The sequence below is a fragment of the Dyadobacter sp. SRI_021 genome, assembly GCF_057586235.1.
On record NZ_JBYCZM010000003.1, the window covers coordinates 297,210 to 319,081 of the forward strand.

15 protein-coding genes are annotated in these 21,872 nt (G+C 51.8%); 12 read left to right on the plus strand and 3 right to left on the minus strand.

Annotated elements, in window-relative coordinates:
- Genes AC2YIT_RS10590 through AC2YIT_RS10600 form a run of 3 tightly spaced genes read left to right on the plus strand, consistent with a single transcriptional unit; the run spans nucleotide 1 to nucleotide 1,926 of the window.
- The gene (locus AC2YIT_RS10590; RefSeq protein WP_487279155.1) at nucleotides 1-732 is read left to right on the plus strand and encodes a hypothetical protein; all 732 of its coding nucleotides are present in this window, start codon (nucleotides 1-3) and stop codon (nucleotides 730-732) included.
- A 14-nt stretch (nucleotides 733-746) separates the two neighbouring features.
- Nucleotides 747-1,070: a hypothetical protein gene (locus AC2YIT_RS10595; RefSeq protein ID WP_487279156.1), complete on the plus strand. Its 324-nt coding sequence runs from the start codon at nucleotides 747-749 to the stop codon at nucleotides 1,068-1,070.
- Between the two features lie 31 nt (nucleotides 1,071-1,101).
- Nucleotides 1,102-1,926: a TapB family protein gene (locus tag AC2YIT_RS10600; RefSeq protein WP_487279157.1), complete on the plus strand. Its 825-nt coding sequence runs from the start codon at nucleotides 1,102-1,104 to the stop codon at nucleotides 1,924-1,926.
- Between the two features lie 110 nt (nucleotides 1,927-2,036).
- Here AC2YIT_RS10600 and AC2YIT_RS10605 read toward each other — a convergent pair whose 3' ends face one another.
- From AC2YIT_RS10605 to AC2YIT_RS10615, 3 genes are all read right to left on the minus strand, one after another.
- Nucleotides 2,037-2,627 (minus strand): carboxymuconolactone decarboxylase family protein, encoded by a 591-nt coding sequence (locus tag AC2YIT_RS10605; RefSeq protein ID WP_430844528.1) that lies wholly within the window; start codon nucleotides 2,625-2,627, stop codon nucleotides 2,037-2,039.
- 107 nt (nucleotides 2,628-2,734) lie between these two features.
- The gene (locus AC2YIT_RS10610) at nucleotides 2,735-3,286 is read right to left on the minus strand and encodes a peroxiredoxin (RefSeq protein ID WP_223402263.1); all 552 of its coding nucleotides are present in this window, start codon (nucleotides 3,284-3,286) and stop codon (nucleotides 2,735-2,737) included.
- A 216-nt stretch (nucleotides 3,287-3,502) separates the two neighbouring features.
- Nucleotides 3,503-4,810 (minus strand): UDP-N-acetylmuramoyl-tripeptide--D-alanyl-D-alanine ligase, encoded by a 1,308-nt coding sequence (locus AC2YIT_RS10615; protein WP_487279158.1) that lies wholly within the window; start codon nucleotides 4,808-4,810, stop codon nucleotides 3,503-3,505.
- Nucleotides 4,811-4,921: 111 nt separating this feature from the next.
- Between AC2YIT_RS10615 and AC2YIT_RS10620 the strand changes: the two genes are divergently transcribed.
- From AC2YIT_RS10620 to AC2YIT_RS10660, 9 genes are all read left to right on the plus strand, one after another.
- Nucleotides 4,922-7,189, plus strand: coding sequence for an FG-GAP-like repeat-containing protein (locus AC2YIT_RS10620; RefSeq protein WP_487279159.1), 2,268 nt, complete (start codon nucleotides 4,922-4,924; stop codon nucleotides 7,187-7,189).
- 87 nt (nucleotides 7,190-7,276) lie between these two features.
- Entirely contained in the window at nucleotides 7,277-8,359 is a 1,083-nt protein-coding gene (rhaT, locus tag AC2YIT_RS10625) for an L-rhamnose/proton symporter RhaT (protein WP_430844532.1), read from the plus strand.
- A gap of 3 nt (nucleotides 8,360-8,362) precedes the next feature.
- The gene (locus tag AC2YIT_RS10630) at nucleotides 8,363-9,601 is read left to right on the plus strand and encodes a DUF6786 family protein (RefSeq protein WP_487279160.1); all 1,239 of its coding nucleotides are present in this window, start codon (nucleotides 8,363-8,365) and stop codon (nucleotides 9,599-9,601) included.
- A 118-nt stretch (nucleotides 9,602-9,719) separates the two neighbouring features.
- Nucleotides 9,720-10,319, plus strand: a complete 600-nt coding sequence (locus AC2YIT_RS10635) for an RNA polymerase sigma factor (protein ID WP_487279161.1) — start codon at nucleotides 9,720-9,722, stop codon at nucleotides 10,317-10,319.
- Between the two features lie 87 nt (nucleotides 10,320-10,406).
- Nucleotides 10,407-11,489, plus strand: coding sequence for a FecR family protein (locus AC2YIT_RS10640; protein WP_487279162.1), 1,083 nt, complete (start codon nucleotides 10,407-10,409; stop codon nucleotides 11,487-11,489).
- 21 nt (nucleotides 11,490-11,510) lie between these two features.
- A complete protein-coding gene (locus tag AC2YIT_RS10645; protein ID WP_487279163.1) occupies nucleotides 11,511-15,011 on the plus strand; it encodes a TonB-dependent receptor in 3,501 nt (1,166 codons plus the stop codon).
- 12 nt (nucleotides 15,012-15,023) lie between these two features.
- Nucleotides 15,024-16,922, plus strand: coding sequence for a RagB/SusD family nutrient uptake outer membrane protein (locus tag AC2YIT_RS10650; protein WP_487279164.1), 1,899 nt, complete (start codon nucleotides 15,024-15,026; stop codon nucleotides 16,920-16,922).
- Between the two features lie 61 nt (nucleotides 16,923-16,983).
- Entirely contained in the window at nucleotides 16,984-20,061 is a 3,078-nt protein-coding gene (locus AC2YIT_RS10655; protein ID WP_487279165.1) for a SusC/RagA family TonB-linked outer membrane protein, read from the plus strand.
- A gap of 15 nt (nucleotides 20,062-20,076) precedes the next feature.
- The gene (locus AC2YIT_RS10660; RefSeq protein WP_487279166.1) at nucleotides 20,077-21,846 is read left to right on the plus strand and encodes a RagB/SusD family nutrient uptake outer membrane protein; all 1,770 of its coding nucleotides are present in this window, start codon (nucleotides 20,077-20,079) and stop codon (nucleotides 21,844-21,846) included.
- Nucleotides 21,847-21,872: the final 26 nt, after the last annotated feature.

Sequence of the window (21,872 nt, forward strand, 5' to 3'; positions counted from 1 at the left end):
ATGGACAGCTCCACGTATTGTACCAGTATCATATTCGGCCTGATCACACTCCTGGTGGTATTTACTTTCCACCAGGCTGTGAGAGGCTCCCGGCTCTTCGCCGCGCTGGTCGCCCTCTGGATAGCGATACAATGCGGGACCGCCCTGACGGGATATTTCAAAGTTACCGATACCATTTTTCCAAGACTGCTATTACTGGTGGTCCCACCCGCTCTCCTCATGGCCTGGCTCTTTCTGAGTGGGCCCGGGAAAGCGCTTATCGACCGGATGAATGTAGACTTGCTCACAATGATCCACGTCGTAAGGGCGCCGATCGAGGTGGTACTTTACTGGGCTTTTATCGACAAAATGGTGCCGCATGAAATGACTTTCGGAGGTGGTAACCCCGATATCCTGGCCGGACTTTCGACGCCCTGCATTTACTACCTCGGCGTCATGCGCAACGGAATGAAATGGCGGCTGATGGTGCTCTGGAACTTCCTGTGCCTGGGATTACTGGTCAATGAAATATTCCGTACCATATTGTCTGTACCGTTCGTATTCCAATCGATCGGTCTCGACCAACCCAATGTGCTGGTGTTGCAGTTCCCGTTTGTGCTGTTGCCCGGCGTCGTGATGCCAATCCTCCTGTGCGCGCATATGGTCGTGATACGTAACCTCGTGAAGGCGCATTGGCAGGAGCCCAAGTTTATGAGTTCGGGGCGGACGGTGATCAACCATTTTTTCAGTTGAAATGAAATGTAGCCATGAACATCCTAACACATTATATGCTGGCGGGCTTCCTGGTCGCAGCGGGCATTCGCCATCAGGCTGTATCCAAAGCCACGCGTTCGGCAAGGCAGCCATTCCCCGAACGGGGCTTCTGGGTAGTGGAAATCTCCCCGGAAAAGAAATCGACAATCGTCCGGTACTATGCCCATAGTAATCACCTCGTATCAGAAACCACCGAGCCGGAAGTGCTGGATGTCAGGAAACTTTCAGTTAGAAAATCCCTGAATGAAAGGCTCCGGAAGGAGTTGGAAAAAGACACGACCGGCCAGTCGGCGATCAAACTTTATGAAATCAATTGAAATCTAAACAAATCTAAAATTTGCCATGAAAATGAAAATCCAAGCACCCTCACTGGGCATCAGCCGATTCGCGAAATCTGCTTTGGCCCTGGCCGTCCTGGCTATGTCATTCACTGCCTGCAAGGACGATGATAAGAACCCCGATCCGGACGGCGGTAATCCCGGCGGGACGGAGAAGGCATTTATCCCAACCAAAGACAAAAGTTATACTTACAAAATTACCGACTCCGACGGTTCCACGGGCGATATGATTACGAAGATCGTCAGTACCAAAGACTCGGCCGGAATGGATGTGCATACGATCCACAACCTGATCCGGGAAAATGAGGAGGAAATGACGCTGGTGTCGAAGGCATATGCCAAAGGCGGTACCACTACCAACGAGCTGCCTTATCCGACAGCCATGAAAGCGCTGGTTAATGAAATCAACGACATCGCTTACATCTCGGATTTCAAGGTTACCGGTTTCCCTCAATACCAGTTTCTGGAAAATAACGGAAAGGTCAACAGCGCTCTTACATTCAAAGGCGACCCTATCAAGGTGTTGATGGAGCTCGAAATTCCGATTGAAGATGAAGGCTCGGTCCTTGGCAAGCTCGAATCACGGCTGACGTATAAAAACGGCAAGGCGGTTGCCGAAGAATCAGTAACTACGCCGGCAGGTAATTTCAATTGCACTAAGTGGGAGTATTCCTACGAAGTTTATACCAAATTCGAAACGGAGGTGACGCAGCCGGAGATCACCACGGAGGTGGTCAATGTAACGCTTTGGACTGCACCGGGTGTAGGGGTTGTGAAGTCGATCGAAAAAGGGGAGGAGAGCACATCTACTACCGAGCTGCGCAAGGTTGAGTAGGGCTGTCGGCGGCATACATCATTTGTCGCCGCATTCAAAAGAGAAACAATAGAGAAATAGGATGGATAATTTGGGACTAGCCAGATCTTAAAGACCTGGCTAGCTTTGTTTTATATCAAAACAGAAAAGCTCTTGAAGATCGCTCCGAGCCTTACTGCATCGAATATGCGTGCCTGAGAACCGCCATGGTTCAATACCGACTGCTCGTGCGAAGTCACGCACATTTCGCAACCGTTCAATGCGGATACGACAAGGCTCAAAAGTTCGAAAAATTCTTTGCCGAGCACCGGGTTCACCATAATGCTCATTTTGATGCCCGCAGGTGCATTATCATAAAACTCCTTGTGCATGAAGTGGCGGAAACGGTAGAATACGTTGTTCGCGTTCATCAATGACACGCAGGCCGTTACCTCCGCGATTTCCTTCTCGTCAGCACCTTCCTGTGCCGCGAGTTCTTCCAGGGCCGCGATCAGCGCCGCATTTTTCTCGTTCACCGCAACTGACAATGCGAGCAGCAATGCTTCCTTACGGTTCAAGGTTTGTGATTTCAATACATTACCCACATTGATTTTCAGGTCTTTGAGGTAACGGTGGTCAAGCGCCGCGAGCTTGTTGATCAGTACACTTTCGAATTCCGCAGGCAAATTGACCTCTTTATACAGGGACTCTTTCGTGTTCCCTGTGGCTGCAAATGGATACATGTTGGTTTGAATTTTGGGTGGGAAGGCTTTCCCGTGGGTAGTAAAAAAGCAGTTCACAGAACCGGCGTGCGAATGACTAACCGCTGCGAACTGCTTTCAATGGGTGGTTACGCGATGGTAGCTTCGCCTTTTTGCCAGTTGCAAGGGCAAAGTTCGTCGGTTTGCAACGCATCGAGTACGCGCAAAACTTCCGGTACGTTACGGCCTACTGAAAGGTCGTTTACAGATACCCAACGGATGATACCTTGGGGATCCACGATGTAAGTCACGCGGTAAGCGATTTTTTCGTTCGCTTCGAGGATACCCAGCTCTTCTGCCAATGATTTCGAAGTATCGGCCAGCATCGGGAATTGCAGGTCGCGCAGGTCGTCGTGGTTTTTGCGCCAAGCCAGGTGTACGTATTCGCTGTCGGTAGAGGCACCGATCAGGATCGTGTCACGGTCAGCGAAGTCTGCAGTGTGTTTGTTGAATTCTGCAATCTCGGTAGGGCACACAAAAGTGAAGTCTTTTGGCCACCAGAACATGACCATCCATTTCTCAGCATTTTTGTGGTCTTCTGAGGTAATATCGTAGAATTCGTTTCCTTTTTCAAGCGATACTACGGATGTCTTTTTGAATTCCGGGAAAACCGATCCCACTGATAACAGTCTATTAGCCATGATTGCTCGTTTGTTTATAAATTGTATTTTTTGGTGTTACAAAACTACGAACGATGAGTACATGGGTCAAACCTTAACCTGGTACTATGCCAGGAAAGAGTTGATTTAATCAAATGGATTTAGTTTTATTTATAGGAACGGAGTTGTTATAGATGTAATTTATGTTGCCATCAATTTTTGCAATATAATTATACTAGCAATAACTGTAATTATAAATTATTTATCGGGCATAACACTGAGTACCGTTTCCAGCGACATGCCGCGTGAGCCTTTGATGAGGAAATATGTATTTTCTTGCGGATTATCCATAATCCAGTTATGCAGCGAGAATTTATCGGGAAAATAGTAAGCCTTTGGCAATGCGGGCAGCGCGTGTTGCATGAGTTTCCCCGCAAGTATTACGACGTCGAACTTCTCACCGGCAATTTGTTTTCCCAATGCCAAATGTTCCTCCGGCGCGGCATCGCCCAGCTCGAACATGTCGCCCAGAATAAGGATCTTTCTGGGTGCTTCCATCCTGGCAAAATTGGCCACGGCAGCCGCCATCGACGACGGATTGGCATTATAAGCGTCCATAATCACCGTATTTGTGCCCTTTTTGACGATTTGCGAACGGTTATTGTCGGGTTCGTAAGTAGCAACGGCCTCATAGGCATCGGCATCTTCCACGCCGAAATGCTTCCCGATCGCCAGCGCGGCGCAGATATTATCGAAATTGTATCTTCCGGGTAAATGCGTGGTTACTACTTTGCCGCCGTTGCTGAATACGACGTTCGGGTTCTCTTCGATCAGCGTCGGGTTCACCGGGCTGTTTTCGGAGCAATAGAATACGATCTCACCAAATGCCCGACGCTTGCTTACCATGTCCATGATCACCTCCTGTGTGGAGTTTACAAACACGGTTCCCTTCTTTTTGGAAAGATAGTCGAACAGCTCTCCCTTGCCTTTGATAATGCCCGCAACACCTCCGAAACCTTCCAAATGCGCCTTGCCGATATTGGTAATGAGCCCGTGGGTAGGCTGCGCAATGCTGGCGAGCAATGCAATCTCCTGCTGGTGGTTGGCGCCCATTTCGATCACCGCCATTTCATGCTTCGCGGGATCAATGCTCAGGATCGTGAGCGGTACCCCGATGTGGTTATTCAGATTCCCGCGCGTAGCGTAGGTATTGAACTTCATCGAAAGCACTTTCGCAATGAGCTCTTTAGTGGTGGTCTTGCCATTTGAGCCGGTCAATGCCACTACCGGGAATTCGAAAGTTTTACGATGATGCCGCGCCAGGTCCTGCAAGGCCGTTAGGCCGTCTTCGAACAGCAGAAAACGGTCGCTGGCGACTACATTCGGGTCATCCACCACGGCATAGGCGGCGCCTTTTTGCAATGCCTCAACGGCATATTGGTTACCATCGAATTTATCGCCTTTCAATGCGAAGAAAATGCAGCCTTCGCTGATCTGCCGGGTGTCGGTGGAAACTTTGGCGCCCTTGCGGTATATATCGTAAAGTGTTTCTATGGAAGTATACATGAAATGTTGGCTCGTTATAAAGTTATGCAGGCTTATTTCGTTAGGTTTAGGACAAACTAAACCGCGGCGGACCGCCGGAAACCTGCAAAACTAATAGATTATTCCTCAACGATGCGAACCAAATTTACCTCCTTCATCCTGTGCCTGATTTGCTTTTATAAACCTTCTCACCTGCTGGCCCAGCAAGCCTGGTTCAAGCTGGATACGCTTACAAGTGTGTCGACCGGCGGCGTGAAAATGACGAATCCCTGGGGTGGGGGGCTCAATGCCTCGCAGTTCCTGAAAATGCATTTGAATAACGACGCCGACGAGGACCTTGTCGTGTACGATCGTACCAACAGCAAGGTTACCACGTTTTTGGCAGGGCCTGATCCGCTGAATGCAGGTAAAAAGACTTTCATCCACGCGCCCTATTACGAAACGCTTTTTCCGCAGGTGGATAATTGGATGATCCTCGCCGATTACAACGGCGACGGCTTGAAAGACCTTTTTGCGAGCACGTCGCTGGGTATTGTGGTTTATCAGCAGGTCACAACGGGGAATGTGTGGTCGTGGAAAAAGGTTCGTGATGTGTTGTATACCAAAGGCTTCTCGGGTAATATCAATATGCAGGTGTCGGGTACCGACATTCCGGCCATTACCGATATCGACGACGACGGCGACCTCGATCTGCTCACCTTCGATTTTTCAGGAAATTACATTGAACTCCACCAGAACCTGAGTGTGGAGAAATTCGGGGTGCGCGACAGCCTCGGCACACAGGCCAGCCCGGTTTTTCAGCGCAATGGCGATTGCTGGGGGAATTTTCATAAAGGAGGTGCCGAAGATTTCGTGGTAGGCGTGGATTGCGGCGTGGTAACCGATCCATCCAAGCGCGTGGCCTCGCCCCTGGGCATCCGGCACGCGGGAAATTCGATCCTTCTCCATGACTTGAATGGCGATGGTACCAAAGACCTCCTCGCCGGCCACGTGAGCAACGACCACATTTCATTTTTAACCAACTCCGCCAAAGGCATCATGGCCAATTTTACCGCTTTCACCAACACCTATCCGGCTGTGGATCCCGTAGCGCTGCACATTTTTCCAGCGGGTTTTTACGAAGATGTGGATTTCGACGGCGTCAAAGACCTGCTCATCGCGCCAAGCCTGCCCGCGAGCGACGCGAATATGACCGATTTCAAATCCTCGGGCTGGTACTATCACAACCAAGGCACGAGCGATAAACCCATTTTCAAACTCGTGCGCAAAAACTTCTTGCAGGACCAGATGATTGATGTAGGGGAGAATGCAGTGCCCTCCTTTTTTGACATCGACGGTGATGGCGACCTGGATATGCTCATCGGCACGGGCGGAATGCCGTATGCGGGCGGATTCAAGGGGAGCTTCTGGCTTTTGAGAAACACCGGAACGGCCACGGAACCGAATTTTACATTCGAATCGCAGGATTACCTCGAACTCCTTCCCAAACTTTCGGTTTACAATATCAAACCCCAATGGGCGGATTTTAATGGTGATGGCGTTCCCGACCTTGGTTTTGCAGCCACAGCTTCTTCTACCTTGAAACTCGAATATCGCTACATTCCTAACAAAGGCACCAATGGCGGCGCAGCGCAGCTAAACTTGGCCGACGCGGTCACCATTGCATTACCTGCCGAACTGCAAATAGGCGATTCGCCCTATTTCTACGATGCCGACGGCGATGGCGACCTCGACCTGCTCATCGGTAAAACGCAGGGTAATATTTATTCCTACACCAACACCGGCAGCAGTAAGCAATACACATTCAAACTCGAAACCGACTCTTTCGCAGGTGTGGGTATCAATTTTGCAGGCCGCTTTTCGCAGGTAGCTGTGGCTGATTTCGACCTCGACGGTAAACCCGATCTCGCGACCGTCGATCACACCGGCACGATTCGCGTGTTCAACAACGCCGATTGGGGCAAATGGACCGACCGCGCCAGCGCCATCATCAGCATCAATGGCAGGGCGGGCAATCCGTATCTCGGAAACTACCTCTCCCTGGCCGTAGCTGACCTGAACGGCGATAAAAAGCCGGACGTCGCGATCGGCAACAATGCCGGTGGCGTGCGGCTGCTGACCAACATACTGCCCGTTTCCGTCACGGGCGTGGAGCCCGGTGATGCGGGCGAGGTGAAGGTTTTTCCGAATCCGTCGGTCGACTTTTTCAAAGTATATTCTTCCCAAACCGGCACATTTGATGTGCTCTCGGCAGGCGGTGTACGGATGCTCCGGAACCGCAGCATCCGTGCCAGTGAAACGCAGCAAATATCCACCGCGCAATGGCCCGCGGGACTATATTTGATCGAGCTCAAAGCGGGTAACAGCCGGGTTGTCAGGAAGGTTGTTGTCGGCGATTGAGCTGCATATCAATTTTAAAGACTTCCATGGCCTGTCAGTAGATACCCGGAGGATCGCTCTTACATGATAAAATTCTAATTTTATTTCATGCAAGCTCTTCTGGGTGTTATCTTCCATTTCATCGGTGGCTTCGCCTCCGGCAGTTTTTATATTCCCTACAAGCAGGTCAAAGGCTGGGCCTGGGAATCTTACTGGATCGTCGGAGGGCTCTTCTCCTGGCTGATCGTCCCGCCGCTCGCGGCTTACCTCACCATTCCGGGGTATACTGAAATCATCGCCCATACCCACGGCGGCATTCTCTTTCTGACCTACTTCTTCGGGGTGCTCTGGGGCATAGGCGGCCTCACGTACGGGCTGGGCGTGCGCTACCTGGGTGTGGCGCTCGGGAGTTCGATCATCCTCGGGCTCTGCTCTGTTTTTGGTGCGTTGATCCCATCGGTTTACTACGAATTCAACCCGCAGCCAGGCAAGGATACAATTTCAATGCTTTTCAGCAACACCTGGGGCCAATGGGTGCTTATCGGTTTGCTCGTTTGTGTGATTGGTATCGTTATCTGCGGGAAGGCCGGAGCGATGAAGGACGCCGATTTGCGTAAAACCGGTCACGTCGCAGCGGATAATACCGAGTTTAAAATCGGGCTTGGTTTGACGGTATCGATCATTTCGGGTATTCTTAGCGCTTGTTTCGCATTCGGGATCGACGCTGGCAAGGTAATGGCCCAGGAGGCGAACGAAATCTGGAAAGCGGCCAACCCAGGTCAGGGAGAATTTTTGTTCCAAAACAATGTGACCTACGTCGTGATCCTCTGGGGCGGGCTTACCACCAATTTCATCTGGTGTATGCTCCTCAATGCACGCAACAAAACATTCGGCAACTATACCGATTCTTCGACGCCGTTGTTGTCGAACTATATTTTTTCTGCATTAGCCGGTACTACGTGGTTCCTGCAATTCTTCTTTTATGGCATGGGAGAGAGCAAGTTGGGCAATGGCCCGAGCTCGTGGATCCTGCACATGGCATTCATTATCCTCGTTGCCAACTCGTGGGGACTAGTCCTGAAAGAGTGGAAAGGAGTAACTAAAAAGACCATTTCCTCGATCGTCATCGGCATTCTGGTGATTATCCTCTCGGTGCTGATCGTCGGTTATGGTAACTATTTGAAAGAATAGCCTATGAAAGCGCATTACCCGGTAATCCTGATGGCGATAATGGCGGCCATAGGCTGTTCGTCGAACCATAAAAGTGATCAGAAGCAATTGGAAACAACACAAACACAGGCGGCCGGCACGTTCGGCTACGACCTGGCATTTTTGAAGAAATATAAGGACGCCGTCGTGCTCGCTGCACCGGATAATGCAGAGGCACAGGCTATTGTCATTCCGGCATACCAGGGCAGGGTGATGACCAGTACTGCCAATGGCGACGGCGGCAACAGCTATGGCTGGATCAATTACAAGCTCATCGAAAACGGTCAGTACCAGCAGCATATGAATGGCTTTGGTGGGGAAGAGCGTTTCTGGCTGTCGCCCGAAGGCGGTCAGTTTTCGGTGTATTTCAAAAAAGGACAAAGCTTTGATTTCGAAAACTGGCAAACGCCGGCGCTGATCGACACGGTGGCCTATCAAGTGGTGGAATCAGATGGCTCTTCGGTGAAATTTCAGATCGATGCGATGATAGAGAATTATTCGGGCAAGATGTTCGTGATAGAGATCAGCCGGAAAATTCAGATGCTGGCAAAGGAGGAGATCGTCAACTTGCTCGATTTGCCTGCATTAAGCGGCATCAAGGCGGTTGCGTACCGTTCCACCAACGTCGTGACCAATAAAGATGAAACCTGGAAGCCTGAAACGGGAATGCTGGGTATTTGGCTGCTGGGGATGTTCCGGCCATCGGACCAGACGACCATCATTGCACCGTTTTCGAAAGCATTATCCGACAAGCCGCTCATTACCGACGATTATTTTGGTCGGATACCTGCCGACAGGCTCGTTGTCAAAGACTCGGTATTGTTTCTCAAAGCCGACGGAAAACACCGCAGCAAGATCGGTATCGCACCGAAATCGGCCAGAAATGTGGCCGGAAGTTATGACGCTGAAAAGGGCATTCTTACCATCATTCAATTCGACCTCGACCCACAGGGCCAGTACATGAAGTCGACCTGGGAGTTGCATAAAGATCCGTACAACGGCGATGCTTTAAATGCCTACAACGATGGTAAACTGGCCGACGGCACACAAATGGGACCCTTTTACGAACTGGAATCCAACTCATCGGTGAAAGCGTTGAAGGAAGGCGAAGCCATTACCCATCGGCAGAGCACGTTCCATTTCGAAGGCGATAAAGCGGCATTGGATGCCATTGCGCAAAAAGTACTTGGAGTAAATATTGACCAAATCGGAGAAATTTTTTAAATAAACCATGACAGGGCAGGATAGTTGAGGGATAGTCAGTACAGATATTTACGTACTGATGCCAGGCGTTTGCCGGACATCAAGGAGCGTATTTCAGACCGCTGACTATTCCTATCCTGTGAAAAATTCAGAACGTTCATCAGAAACCTATCTGATCACACGCTGGCAGCAGTTTTGTGCGGGGGATAAAACTGCGTTCGGTGAGCTCACCGAACTGAATTATGCCGCGCTTTACCATTACGGTACGCGTTTCACACCCGACCGCGACCTGATCAAGGATTGCTTGCAGGACCTTTTTCTCGAAATCTGGGAAAAACGCGAAGCGCTTTCCTACATCGCCGCCATCAAACCCTACCTCTTTCAATCGCTGCGGAACAACCTCATCCGCCGCATCCGCAGGCAATCGGTTTTCTCCGACATCCGCGACGACGACGTCCAGGACGACATTTCTCCCGAATCCGACTGGATCATTCAGGAAACGGACCAACTCACGAGCCACCGCCTGAAACAAGCCATCGACGCACTGCCCAAGCGCCAGAAAGAAGCCCTCTACCTCAAATATTACGAAAATCTGTCCTATGAAGAGATTGCGACCGTAATGGGACTGCAACGGCAGGCTGTGGCCAATTACCTGCAATACGGCATCCAGAAACTGCGCGATTACTGGCAGCATGTCACTATTTTTCTCGCCTTATGCTCCGAAATTGCCTGGCACTGAAAAATTTCTGAAAATTTTTTGAAACCCATGGGTACTATTTGCAGACACGCTACTCATCGTATCAAAGCAAATAGTTAAAGAAAATCCATGAATAATTATAGTCATTTCCAGGTGAAAGATTGGCTCGATGATCCGGCGTTTCAGCGCTGGGTTTATCATGGCGAGCAGGATGCGTTTTGGAAAGAAATTATCCAAAACCATCCGGGCCAGCAAGCCAACATCGACCAGGCCCGAGAGCTATTGCTGGCCGTCCGCGGCGAGCTCGATGCGTTGCCCGATTCGGAAGTGAAGCTGCGTGTGAGCGAAATCCTGAATGCCATTCCGGATGAGAAACTGCGTGCATTGCCCTGGTGGAAAAGTAATTGGCTCAAAATAGCGGCCATGTTGTTGCTTGCATTGGGTATTGTGACGGCATTATTCCAGGAAAAAGAAAACCTTCAAAGCCTGCAAACTTTTGTAGCCGGTCTCGGCGACGGTAATAAGCCGGGACAGTTGGAAATTTATAATCAAACCAATGCCATACAGCTCGTGAACCTGCCGGACGGTAGTTCGGTAATCCTCAAAAAGCAGGCACGGATCAGTTATCCAGCCGTATTTGCAGCCGATCGCCGGGAAGTTACGCTGCGCGGGGAGGCGTTTTTTGAAATAGTGAAAAATCCGGAACAGCCGTTTTTTGTGTTCGCAGGTTCGATGGTTACCAAGGTCAAAGGCACAAGTTTCAGTATCAAGGCCAACGATGGCGACGACGATGTGGAGCTGGTGGTGAAAACGGGTGTGGTAGAAGTTTCGGCATTGGAAAATGAAGGAAGAAGCCAGGTTGGTGCGGGTAAAAAGCTGATTTTGAAGCCGAACGAGCAGGTTACTTTCAACCGCAAGAGCCTGAATATGATTACAAAAACGGTGCAGAAGCCGGTGCTGCTCAACCTGCCGGCCGAAAGCCAGAATTTTGAATTCAAACGAACGCCCCTGGCCGAGGTATTTGTCGAGCTGGAAAAAACCTATGGCATCGATATCCAGTTTGACGCGCGGTCCATTCAGCATTGCACGCTTACCGCTAAACTCGGAGACGAACCCGTGCACGAAAAGCTTGACCTCATATGCGCGGTCGTGAATGCGCGGTATGAGACGCGGGGAAGCACGGTGGCTATCACTTCGGAAGGCTGCGAATAGCATTACTTAACCTTTTTACTTATGGGAAAACATTACAAGGAGATCATTTGGCAGATCATGAAAATCAGCATTGTCCCGTGTTTGCTCTGGATGCTCTGTATGCAGTTCTCGCTGGCCAAAGACCTGCGTGCACAGGAGATTTTAAGCCAGCGTATATCAATATCCGTTACTGAAATGGATATGGAAAAAGTGTTGGAGAAAATAGAAAGCCAGACCAAGGTCCGTTTCATTTACAGCGCCGAAGTAATCCATGCCGAACGCAAAGTGACGCTCGATTACCAGAACCAGCGGCTGGATACGGTACTCGAAACGCTGCTCAGCCCGCTGGGGATTGAATACAAGGTTTCTAAAAAGACCATTCTCCTGCGAAAAGCGGTGGAGAAAAAGACGTCTTTAAAGACAGAACCCTTTGAAAATAGCATCCCGAGAGAGCAGGCAGACCGCGATATTACCGGCAAAGTACTCGACGAAAAGGGCGAACCCATTCCCGGCGCGAGCGTGGTAGTAAAGGGGACAACGGTGGGGACTTCCACCAATATCGAGGGTATTTACCAGCTTTCGGTACCCGAGGATAAAGATATTGTGATAGTCAGTTTTGTGGGGTATATCAGCCAGGAAATCCGCATCGGCAATGCTGCGAATATGGATATTACCCTGAAAGTGGACGAAAAAGCATTGGAGGAAGTGGTCGTCGTAGGTTTTGGCGAGCAAAAAAAGGTATCAGTGACCGGCTCGGTATCGTCGGTCACGTCGGAAGTATTGCAGCAGAGTTCATCAGCAAGCTTGGCCAATTCTTTGTCGGGACGCTTACCGGGCCTGACCTCCATCCAATCGGGTGGGGGCCAGCCGGGACGCGATGATGCGACGATGTACCTCCGGGGCGCAGCCACGACCAATGGGCGCAGTCCGCTGATCCTCATCGACGGTGTCCCGCGCGACAATATCCGCACGCTCGACGCTAACGAGGTAGCCTCCGTATCCATTTTGAAAGATGCTTCCGCGACAGCCGTTTTCGGCGTGAGAGGGGCCAACGGGGTGATCCTGATCACTACCAAACGCGGCACGGCAGGCAAGAATGAGCTGACGATCAATGCCGAACAAAGTTTCACCTCTTTTACCCGCGAGCCCGAACGCCTGCATTCGCTCGAATACATGGCGCTGCGCAATGAGGCTTCCAAAAATGACGGAATTACACCGCTACCTTTTTCCGCGGAGGTAATGGCCAAATATGCCAATCCGCTCGCCGGCCTCGACCCGAACGATCCGGATTATGCCCGGAAAGCGATGGTGAGAAAATACATTTACCCGGATCACGACTATTACCGGGAATACATCTCACGGTACGCGCCCCAGACGCGCGTCAACATGAACGTGACCGGCGGCACCGATAAGGTTTCCTATTTTGTGAATGGCGGCTACCTGCATCAGGGCGGTAACCTCAATACCGAACCGAAATCGGTACTGGGCTATGATCCCGCTGCTAAAATGGACCGCTACAACTTCCGCGCGAACCTCGATTATAAGGTCACCAATTCGCTGAAGTCCTTCCTGAACATCGGCAGCTACATTGAACAGGTGAATATGCCCGCCGCGTGGCTTTATGGCAACAGTGATACCGGCTGGATGATGAGCGACCTCATTTACCAGGCGCAAACGATATTGCCCATTACGCCCGGCCCCACGACCATCGATGGCTTCGGCGTAGCGCCGGGGCAGATCGTCGACCCGGGTTACATGGACCGTTCCGCATTCGAGATCATGAACCGCATGGGCGCCCGCAACGAAGTCCGGTCGAACCTGAACGCGTCGTTCGGGGCCGAATGGGACCTCAGCAATATTGTTACAAAAGGTTTGAGTCTGAAAGGGATGCTTTCATACGATTCAAAAGCTACCACGGCTATGCAGGGCAGGAAATCGGAAAGGCTTTACCTGGCTGAGGTGGATATGGTGAACGACAAACTGAGCTATGCCGTGAAGCGTTCCGATGAATCGCTGCTGACGCTTACGAAAGGTGCTGATTCTCGTTACAATATCAACGTTCAGGGCTCGATCAACTACGCCCGGACTTTCGGTAAGCACGATGTGACGGGCATGATCCTTGGCCAGCGCGATACCTGGGAGTCGACAGGCGGTGAGATTCCATTCAATGTATTGGGTGTTGCGGCGAGGGCCACTTACAGCTACGACGAGCGCTATCTGGCGGAGGTGAATATGGGCTATAATGGTTCCGAGCAGTTTGCGCCGGGGCATCGCTACGGCTTTTTCCCTGCATTTTCGGCAGGCTGGATCATTAGTAACGAGAATTTTCTCAAAAACAACCGCTACATCACCAATCTGAAACTGCGGGCTTCCTACGGCAAAGTGGGAAATGATAAAATGGGTAGTGCGCGGTTTCTTTACCAGAGCAACATCACGCTGAGCGGGGACGGACCGCTGGCCAGCCTTGGCTTGGGGCAGACGATCAACCAGGGCTTGCTGGGAAATCCCAATATCACGTGGGAAATCGCCAAAAAACAGAACTATGGACTCGATTTGCAGGTTTTACGCGATCTCAATCTCTCTGTGGATATATTCAAAGAACGCCGCAGCAATATTCTGATATCCCGCGGAACGGTGCCGGAGTTCCAGGGAGTGCCCCTCGGTAATATCCCCAAAGTGAATATGGGTTTGGTGGATAATAAAGGGTTTGAACTGGAATTGTCCTATAACAAGGCATTCTCCAAGGATTTCAGGGTGATGGTTTCCGGAAACTACGGTTACAACCACAACACCGTGAAGTTTCTCGACGAGTCCGCGCGGGACGAAACTTATGCCTACCGCTATCGTTCCACCGGCTTTTCGCTCAACCAGTCGTGGGGTTATAAAATCGATTACAGCAATGGGAACGGGTATTTCAATTCAAAAGAAGAGCTGGACAGCTACCTCAAAACGACCACTTATGGTTTTGGCGAACCGAGGGTAGGCGATTTCAAATACATCGACCTGAACAAGGATGGCGTGATCAACGACAAAGACCAGGCGCCGATTGGCTATTCCAACATTCCGCGCGTGATCTACGGCCTCTCGCTCACTTTCGAATATAGGGGCTTCGATCTCACTACATTCTTTCAGGGGGTAGGCAAATATTCCAGCAACTATTCCCAGCAGGGGGTGTACGAGTACATTATCCGGGGAACCTATTTTGACTACCACAAAACAGCCTGGACACCCGAAAGGTATGCCGCCGGCGAGAAGATCACCTATCCGGCCCTCAGCACGCATAGCAATACCAACCATAACGCGAATGACTTTTTCGTCATGAACCGCTCGTTCACCCGCCTGAAAAACCTGGTACTGGGTTACACGCTGCCCGCAGGCGCTTTGAAGGCCGTGGGCGTGAGCAAAATGCGGGTGTATGTAAGCGCGCAGAACTACCTCACCTGGGCGCACTTGAAGATGGGCCACCTCGACCCCGAGAACGATGCTTCGCTGGGTTACCCGGTTACGAAAATGGCCAATTTCGGTTTGAATATCACTTTCTAATAGCGCCGCAATATGAGAATGAGAGCTTTACGATATGCGTTGATACTGGTGATGCTCACGGTCACTTCCTGCAAGGACGTGCTGGACATGGCCCCGGATGGCAAACTGACCATGGACGAGATTTTCGCCGATAACGATAAAACCGGCGCATTCCTGAACAGCTGCTATGCCAATATCCCTGTAAAAGGTACGCGGTATTTCTTTTGGAGCCGCGGACCTGTGAATTGGAGCGACGAGAGCTGGGATACTGACGCCGAGGCCGAATCCTGGATTATGTCAGGACGGATGTATAACGGCGACGCTTCCGCCGGCAACCACCCGATCACCAACATCAGCGCGGATGCCGGAAATGGGGAGTACTGGGCCCGCTATTGGAGTGCTATCCGCAACTGTACGTTGTTCATCAGCCGCATCGACAAGGCCACGGTCCGCAACCCGGCCGACCGGGCCCGCTGGAAAGCCGAGGCACATTTGCTTCGCGCCTATTATTATTCCGAACTGCTGAAATGGTTTGGTGCCGTGCTGCCGATCGAGCGTGAGCCATACGACTTTCAGCAGGACTTTTCGAACGTCACAAAAGCCGGCTATTATGAGGTTGTCAAGTTCATTATGGAAGATTGCGACGTGGCATTAAGCACAGCCGAACTTCCCTGGCGCATTACGACCGACAGCGAAGGCGGCCGCGTGAACAAGGCGCTGGCGGAGGCGATCAAATCCAAAATGATCCTTTTTGCGGCCAGCCCGCTCAACAATGCCGGCAAGGATTACTGGCAGGAGGCTTATCAGGTGAATAAAACATCTTTGGAAAACCTGCGGGCGAATGGGTACGAGCTCTATAACAAAGTGAACCTGCCACAGACCTATTTGTCGGACGTGGCATTCCTCGGGCCGGATAAGAACGAGAAAACGGCGCTTTACAACGAGTATTTCACCCAAACGATGAAGTACGCACCCAATCCGGTGGACCGTGAAACGATTTTTCAGAGCCGCGAAAACCAGGGGAATATCTGGAATATCGACGGAATAGGCTCGCAGGACGGCTACAAATCGGGCACCTGTCCTACACAGGAACTCGTGGATGCCTATGAAACCATCGACGGTCAGCCGGTACTCGACCTCGATAAGCCTTACCTCGACGAGCAGCATTTGCAACCGAATTATAACACGGCCAACAAAACCTACGATCCGAAAAACCCTTATGCTAAACGGGACCCGCGTTTTTACGCTTCCATTTATTACAATGGTTCCAAAAGAAAAGCCATGTGGAACTTTGCCGAAGCGCCGGAGTCTTTTGAAAATTACCCCGCCCCGATCGGAAACCGTACCCGCGTGATCGCTACTTACAAAAACGAGCCGCAGACGGGCATTCACCCGAGCACACGCAAGGCTACCCGCACAGGCTACTACGAGCGGAAGTTCCTCCATCCGAATTCCGGTGGGGATAACCCCATTGCCGGGGCCAACTGGAAGCTGTTCCGCCTGGGTGAGGTAATCCTCAACTTTGCCGAAGCCGCCGCAGAGGCCGGTCAGCTGGCCGATGCCGCGAAGGCCGTGAATGAGATCCGCGCCCGGGCCGGCATGCCTGCACTACCCGCCTCACTTTCGAAAGCGGATTTAATCAGGCGCATTCGCGCCGAGCGTCGGGTGGAGCTGGCCATGGAGGAAAACCGCTATTTCGATCTCCGGCGCTGGTCGAAACCGACCGATGATCTCTCAAAAACGGACCGCTGGGTAACTGCTATGGAAATCACCCGCAATGCCGACGGCTCTTTCACATACGCCCGCAGGCCGGTGCGCGCCACCGAGCGCAAGAACTATACCAACAAGTTCCTGTGGGTGCCCATCCCGCTGAACGAAGCGAACCGCCTCCGTTCCATTACCGGGGCCGACTGGCAAAATGCGGGTTGGTAATCATGGCTTCAAAGACTAGATCTTCAAGAATATGATACATTTTATCAAATCGAAATTAATCATGGCATTGGCTTGCCTGCTGGCTGGTATGCCGCTTTACGCACAGGAATTTACCGCGACGGTGGTGGGTACGGTGCTGAACGAGTCCGGTCAGCCGCTTGCGGGTGTGACCATCCTTTCTGAAAACGGCAAAAACGGGACGTCTACCAATATCAAAGGAGAATTTACTGTGTCGGTCGACGATGGTAGCCGTGCGCTGGTATTCTCGCTGTACGGCTACGGTAATGAGAAGGTCGCCCTTTCGGGAAAGCAGGAAATGGACGTGCGTTTGAAATGGGACGCGCATTTCAAAGATGAGGTGGTACAGCTTGGTTACACTTCTCAGCTGCGCAGCGAACTCTCCGGCGCGGTATCGACTGTGAAGGGAGAGGAGCTCGAAAAATCGCCCGTCGCCAATCTGACGCAAACTTTGGCGGGCCGGCTTTCGGGCCTTACCACACAGGAGGCATTCTCCGAGCTCTCGCGCGCAACGACGAACCTTTCCATCCGAGGCTTGTCGGCGGCCCGCACATCCGGCCCGCTGGTGATCATCGATGGCATTATCAATGCTTATAACAGTAACCAGACACTGGAATACATCACCGCCAATGAAATCGAATCCATTACGGTGCTGAAAGATGCTTCCACGCAGGCATTGTACGGTATTCAGGGCGCAAATGGCCTGTTGGTAATCACAACCAAGCGCGGCAGGAGGGGCCCTTTGCAAATCAAAACGCGCTTCGACCAATCCATGCAGCAGGTTACGACGAAGCCTGCCTTTTACAATGCCGCAGAATATGCCGAAATGCGCAACCAGGCCGCATTAAACGATGGTTTGGGGGCGAATTACCTGTTCAGCCAGCAGCAGATCGAAGGTTACCGCTCAGGACAAAACCGCGATTTGTACCCGAATAACAACTGGTATGACCGCTATCTCAAAAACTTCGCGGCCATGCAGCGTGCGAGTGTGAATGTGACGGGCGGCAACGATAAGGTGCAGTTTTTCTCGAACATCAACTTCATGCACCAGGGCGGCTATTTCAAAACCGACCAACCTCGCTACGATCCAAATGCGAACAATATCTGGGTCAATTACCGCTCCAACATCGATATGAGCCTGAACCGCTATCTGAAAGCATTTATCCGTCTCGCGGGTAATGTGAAGCGCGAGCGCACGCCGGGCGGCGCAAGCAATGCGGAGGTTTACAGCAGTATTTTCCAGATCCCGCCGACCGTTTACGGCCCGGTGACGCCGGCGGTAACCAGCACATCGGGCGAAGTGCTAGATGCCGGAGGGAAAGTGATTACAACCGAACGCGTAGAATCACCAACCTACGGTATGCTCAATCGCACGGGGTACACGAGGCATACCGTCACCAATATCGTGTCTCAGTTTGGTTTAGATCTCGATATGGGTTTTCTCACGAAAGGCCTCAACCTGACGGGTACCATGGCTTACCAGACCAATTCGGTGGGCAGCCTTTCCACTAAGCAGGATTATGAACGCTGGGTACAGACGAGCGATTCGGCATTGATATTCGCCAAAAAAGGCGCTCAAAACAACACACCGCTGGCTTATTCCAAAGGTCATTCCTACTATTACCACCTTACCTACAACATTGCGGCAAACTACAAGCGCGATTTCGGACGGCACCGGGTAGGTGGAATGGCCTATATGTTTTATCAAAACCTGACAAAGGCTGATAATTCATCGCCCGGATTGCTTCCCTACAACCGCGTAAGCTCAGGATTTGAGATTTCTTACGGGTTCGATAATTGCTATTTGGTGAAGCTCGACCTCGGTTATTCGGGTTCGGAGCAATATGCGCGGAATGTGCGCTATACCAGCACACCCGCAGTTTCGGCGGCGTGGGTGGTGTCCAACGAGCCGTTTTTGAAGAACAATGCATTCCTGACCAACCTGAAATTCCGCGCTTCGTACGGCAAAACCGCCAACGACCAAAGCGGGCTGATGCGCTTCGCCTACCTGGACAATGTGACCGTCAAGGGCGGCGGGCCGATCGGTTCCCTGCAATACCTGGTCGAGGAAGGACAGGTGGGGAATCCGAATATCCGTGCGGAAGTTTCCAAAAAGCAGAACTTCGGAATTGACCTCGGCTTGCTGAACGCATTCTCGGTGTCGGTGGATGTGTTCAGGGAACGGATGGACAACATGGTGGTGGGTGCGCTGTCGACGATCCCGCTTTACCAGGGCATTCCTTTGGAGAATTATCCCAAAATCAATGCGGGTATTTTCGAGAACAAGGGCGTGGATATCGATGTGAGTTATGCCAAAAGGTTAAATAAAGACCTTTCCGTCCATGCGGGCCTGATGCTGAGCTATGCTAAAAACAAGATCGTCAGCTGGAACGAGGCGCGTAAAACGGAGGATTATGCCTATCGTAAATGGGAAGAAGGTTACGCATTCGGGCAGGCATTCGGTTACCGCGTGGATTACAGCAATGGAAACGGCTTTTTCAATTCGCAGCAGGAAATCGATAACAGCAACCTCGCATACAGTTTCGGGACGCCCCGCCCCGGCGATTTGAAATACCAGGACCTCAATGCTGACGGCAAAATCGACGAGCGCGACAAGGCGCCGATCGGTACGGGCATGTTACCCAGCGTGGTCTATGGCATTTCAGCTGGTATCACTTATCACAATTTCGACCTGAGCGTGCTGTTCCAGGGCGTGGGAAACTATTCTGCCATGTATGGCGGGACGGGCGTTTTCGAAACCGATTACGACGGCGTGTTCGGCTCACTACACCGCAATGCATGGACGGCGGAGCGCTATGCAGCAGGAGAGAAGATTACCTCGCCGGCATTATCGCTGGCGCGGACTGTGAACCACGTAGGGAGCGATTACTACCTGTACGACCGCTCGTATGTGCGGTTGAAAAACGTGGAGCTATCTTACACGCTGCCGCTTTCGATATCCAAATTGATCCGCGCGGATAAACTGCGGGTGCTGGTAAGCGGGCAGAACCTCATTACCTGGGACAAAATGAAGTCCGGTGATTTTGGCCCCGAAGGCGATGGGTACCTGGCTTTTCCTGTGTACCGGGTTTACAATGCGGGTATCAGTGTGACTTTCTAAATCAGGTTTTTGGATATGAAAAAATATAAACTACTTGTGCTCGCTTCGGGGATCGCCGGCATGCTGGCTGGCTGCAACGAGCAACTTGACTTGCCCACCGACGGCCGCATTACCATGGACCAGGTTTTCAGCGATTACAACCGGACCCGCGGCTACCTGAATTCGTGCTACGGCTACGTTCCCAAACCCTACATGGACCGCGCATCGTTCACTGACGAGGCTCAGGATGCCGACGACATTACACCCGGTTCCCGCTATATCGTGTGGTACGGAGGCAATGTCACCTCCAATACTTATGGACAAAACTCTGCTGACGGCAGTCCGTGGGGGGATTTGTACGAGGGCATCCGCAAATGCAATGTATTTATTGAAAACATTAAAACTGCTCCCGTATATGCGAGCGAGGGCGAGAAAAATGCCTGGACAGCGCAGGCGCACACGCTGCGGGCATTGTATTACCTGCAACTGATCAAACGCTACGGCGGCGTCCCGATTTTTGATAAACCGCTGGGCATCGACCATGACTTCTCGACCGACAAACGCGCGAAGTTTTCGGAGGTAGTGACATTCATTTTGTCGGATTGTGATAAAGCATTGTCTTACCCGGCCACGCGTGAGGGCTTGCCCTGGGAGATTTATGACAATCAATACGGGATTATGACGCGGGCGGTGGCTTATGCGGTCAAAAGCCAGGCCGTGACCTACGCCGCTTCCCCGCTCTGGAGCGACGGTACCTACACCTGGGCGAAGGCGACGGAGATCAATGCAGAGGCACTGTCGCAATGCCTGGCTAATGGCTACCGGCTCTTCGACGAGAAACCAGCTGCCAATATCGCTCAGAATGCCTATGCACTCTTTTTCTTCACCAGCTCTAACGACCAGCGTGCTACCGACAAAGAAACCATTTACCACGTAGGTGACAAAATGCAGGTGTGGCGCTATGCAGGCATGCCTACCAACCCGGGTATGGAGCGCACCGGCCCGTGCCCGACGCAGGAGCTGGTGGATGCCTACGAAATGGCCAACGGCGAAGCGCCGATTACCGGTTATTCCGACGAAAGCCGGACAGTCCCCATAGTCAATGCAAAATCGGGATACAAAGAAGATGATCCCTATGCGGGCCGTGACCCGCGTTTTTACGCATCTATTTATTACAATGGCGCTGTTCGTAACCTGGATCAGCCGGCTGGGAAGAAAGTGGAGACATTCGTGGGCGGTGCCGAGGAGATTTCGGATATCAACCGGAAGCATACCCGTACGGGCTACTATTTGAGGAAATTCAACAACTTCCGGTCGGGACAGGATAATGACGCCGACGGGGCAGTGCGTTTGCTGAGGCTGGCGGAACTGTATCTGAATTTCGCGGAGTCGGCATACCAGTCGGCTGGGCCGGATGTGCCTGTGAAGGCGGGTGTATTCTCCATGTCGGCCCGGGAAGCGGTGAATGCCGTGCGTACCCGTGCAGGAATGCCGGGCTTTCCGTTGGGTATGAGCAAGGAGGCATTTGAGAAAAAATACCGTAATGAGCGCCGCATTGAATTGGCATTTGAGGAACACCGCTTTTTCGACGTCCGCCGCTGGAAAATCCTCGATCAGACCGACCGCTTCGTAACAGGCATGCGTATTACCAAAAGCGGCTCCAGCTTTGTCTACAAGCGCTTTAAATTTCAGAACCGCAACGCATTCTCGGATAAGTACCTGATGTACCCGATCGACCAGAGCGAAGTCGACAAGATCATCGGCCTCTCGGGCAGCGACTGGCAGAACCCGGGCTGGCTGGATTGAGAAAAAGGCAGTCGGCTGTCGGCCAT

Coding starts and splice junctions, on each gene's coding strand:
- AC2YIT_RS10640 (WP_487279162.1), top strand. CDS start 10,407: ATGAATAATTATAGTCATTTCCAGGTGAAAGATTGGCTCGATGATCCG.
- AC2YIT_RS10630 (WP_487279160.1), top strand. CDS start 8,363: ATGAAAGCGCATTACCCGGTAATCCTGATGGCGATAATGGCGGCCATA.
- AC2YIT_RS10645 (WP_487279163.1), top strand. CDS start 11,511: ATGGGAAAACATTACAAGGAGATCATTTGGCAGATCATGAAAATCAGC.
- AC2YIT_RS10660 (WP_487279166.1), top strand. CDS start 20,077: ATGAAAAAATATAAACTACTTGTGCTCGCTTCGGGGATCGCCGGCATG.
- AC2YIT_RS10615 (WP_487279158.1), bottom strand. CDS start 4,810: ATGTATACTTCCATAGAAACACTTTACGATATATACCGCAAGGGCGCC.
- AC2YIT_RS10655 (WP_487279165.1), top strand. CDS start 16,984: ATGGCATTGGCTTGCCTGCTGGCTGGTATGCCGCTTTACGCACAGGAA.
- AC2YIT_RS10600 (WP_487279157.1), top strand. CDS start 1,102: ATGAAAATCCAAGCACCCTCACTGGGCATCAGCCGATTCGCGAAATCT.
- AC2YIT_RS10605 (WP_430844528.1), bottom strand. CDS start 2,627: ATGTATCCATTTGCAGCCACAGGGAACACGAAAGAGTCCCTGTATAAA.
- rhaT (WP_430844532.1), top strand. CDS start 7,277: ATGCAAGCTCTTCTGGGTGTTATCTTCCATTTCATCGGTGGCTTCGCC.
- AC2YIT_RS10590 (WP_487279155.1), top strand. CDS start 1: ATGGACAGCTCCACGTATTGTACCAGTATCATATTCGGCCTGATCACA.
- AC2YIT_RS10650 (WP_487279164.1), top strand. CDS start 15,024: ATGAGAATGAGAGCTTTACGATATGCGTTGATACTGGTGATGCTCACG.
- AC2YIT_RS10610 (WP_223402263.1), bottom strand. CDS start 3,286: ATGGCTAATAGACTGTTATCAGTGGGATCGGTTTTCCCGGAATTCAAA.
- AC2YIT_RS10620 (WP_487279159.1), top strand. CDS start 4,922: ATGCGAACCAAATTTACCTCCTTCATCCTGTGCCTGATTTGCTTTTAT.
- AC2YIT_RS10595 (WP_487279156.1), top strand. CDS start 747: ATGAACATCCTAACACATTATATGCTGGCGGGCTTCCTGGTCGCAGCG.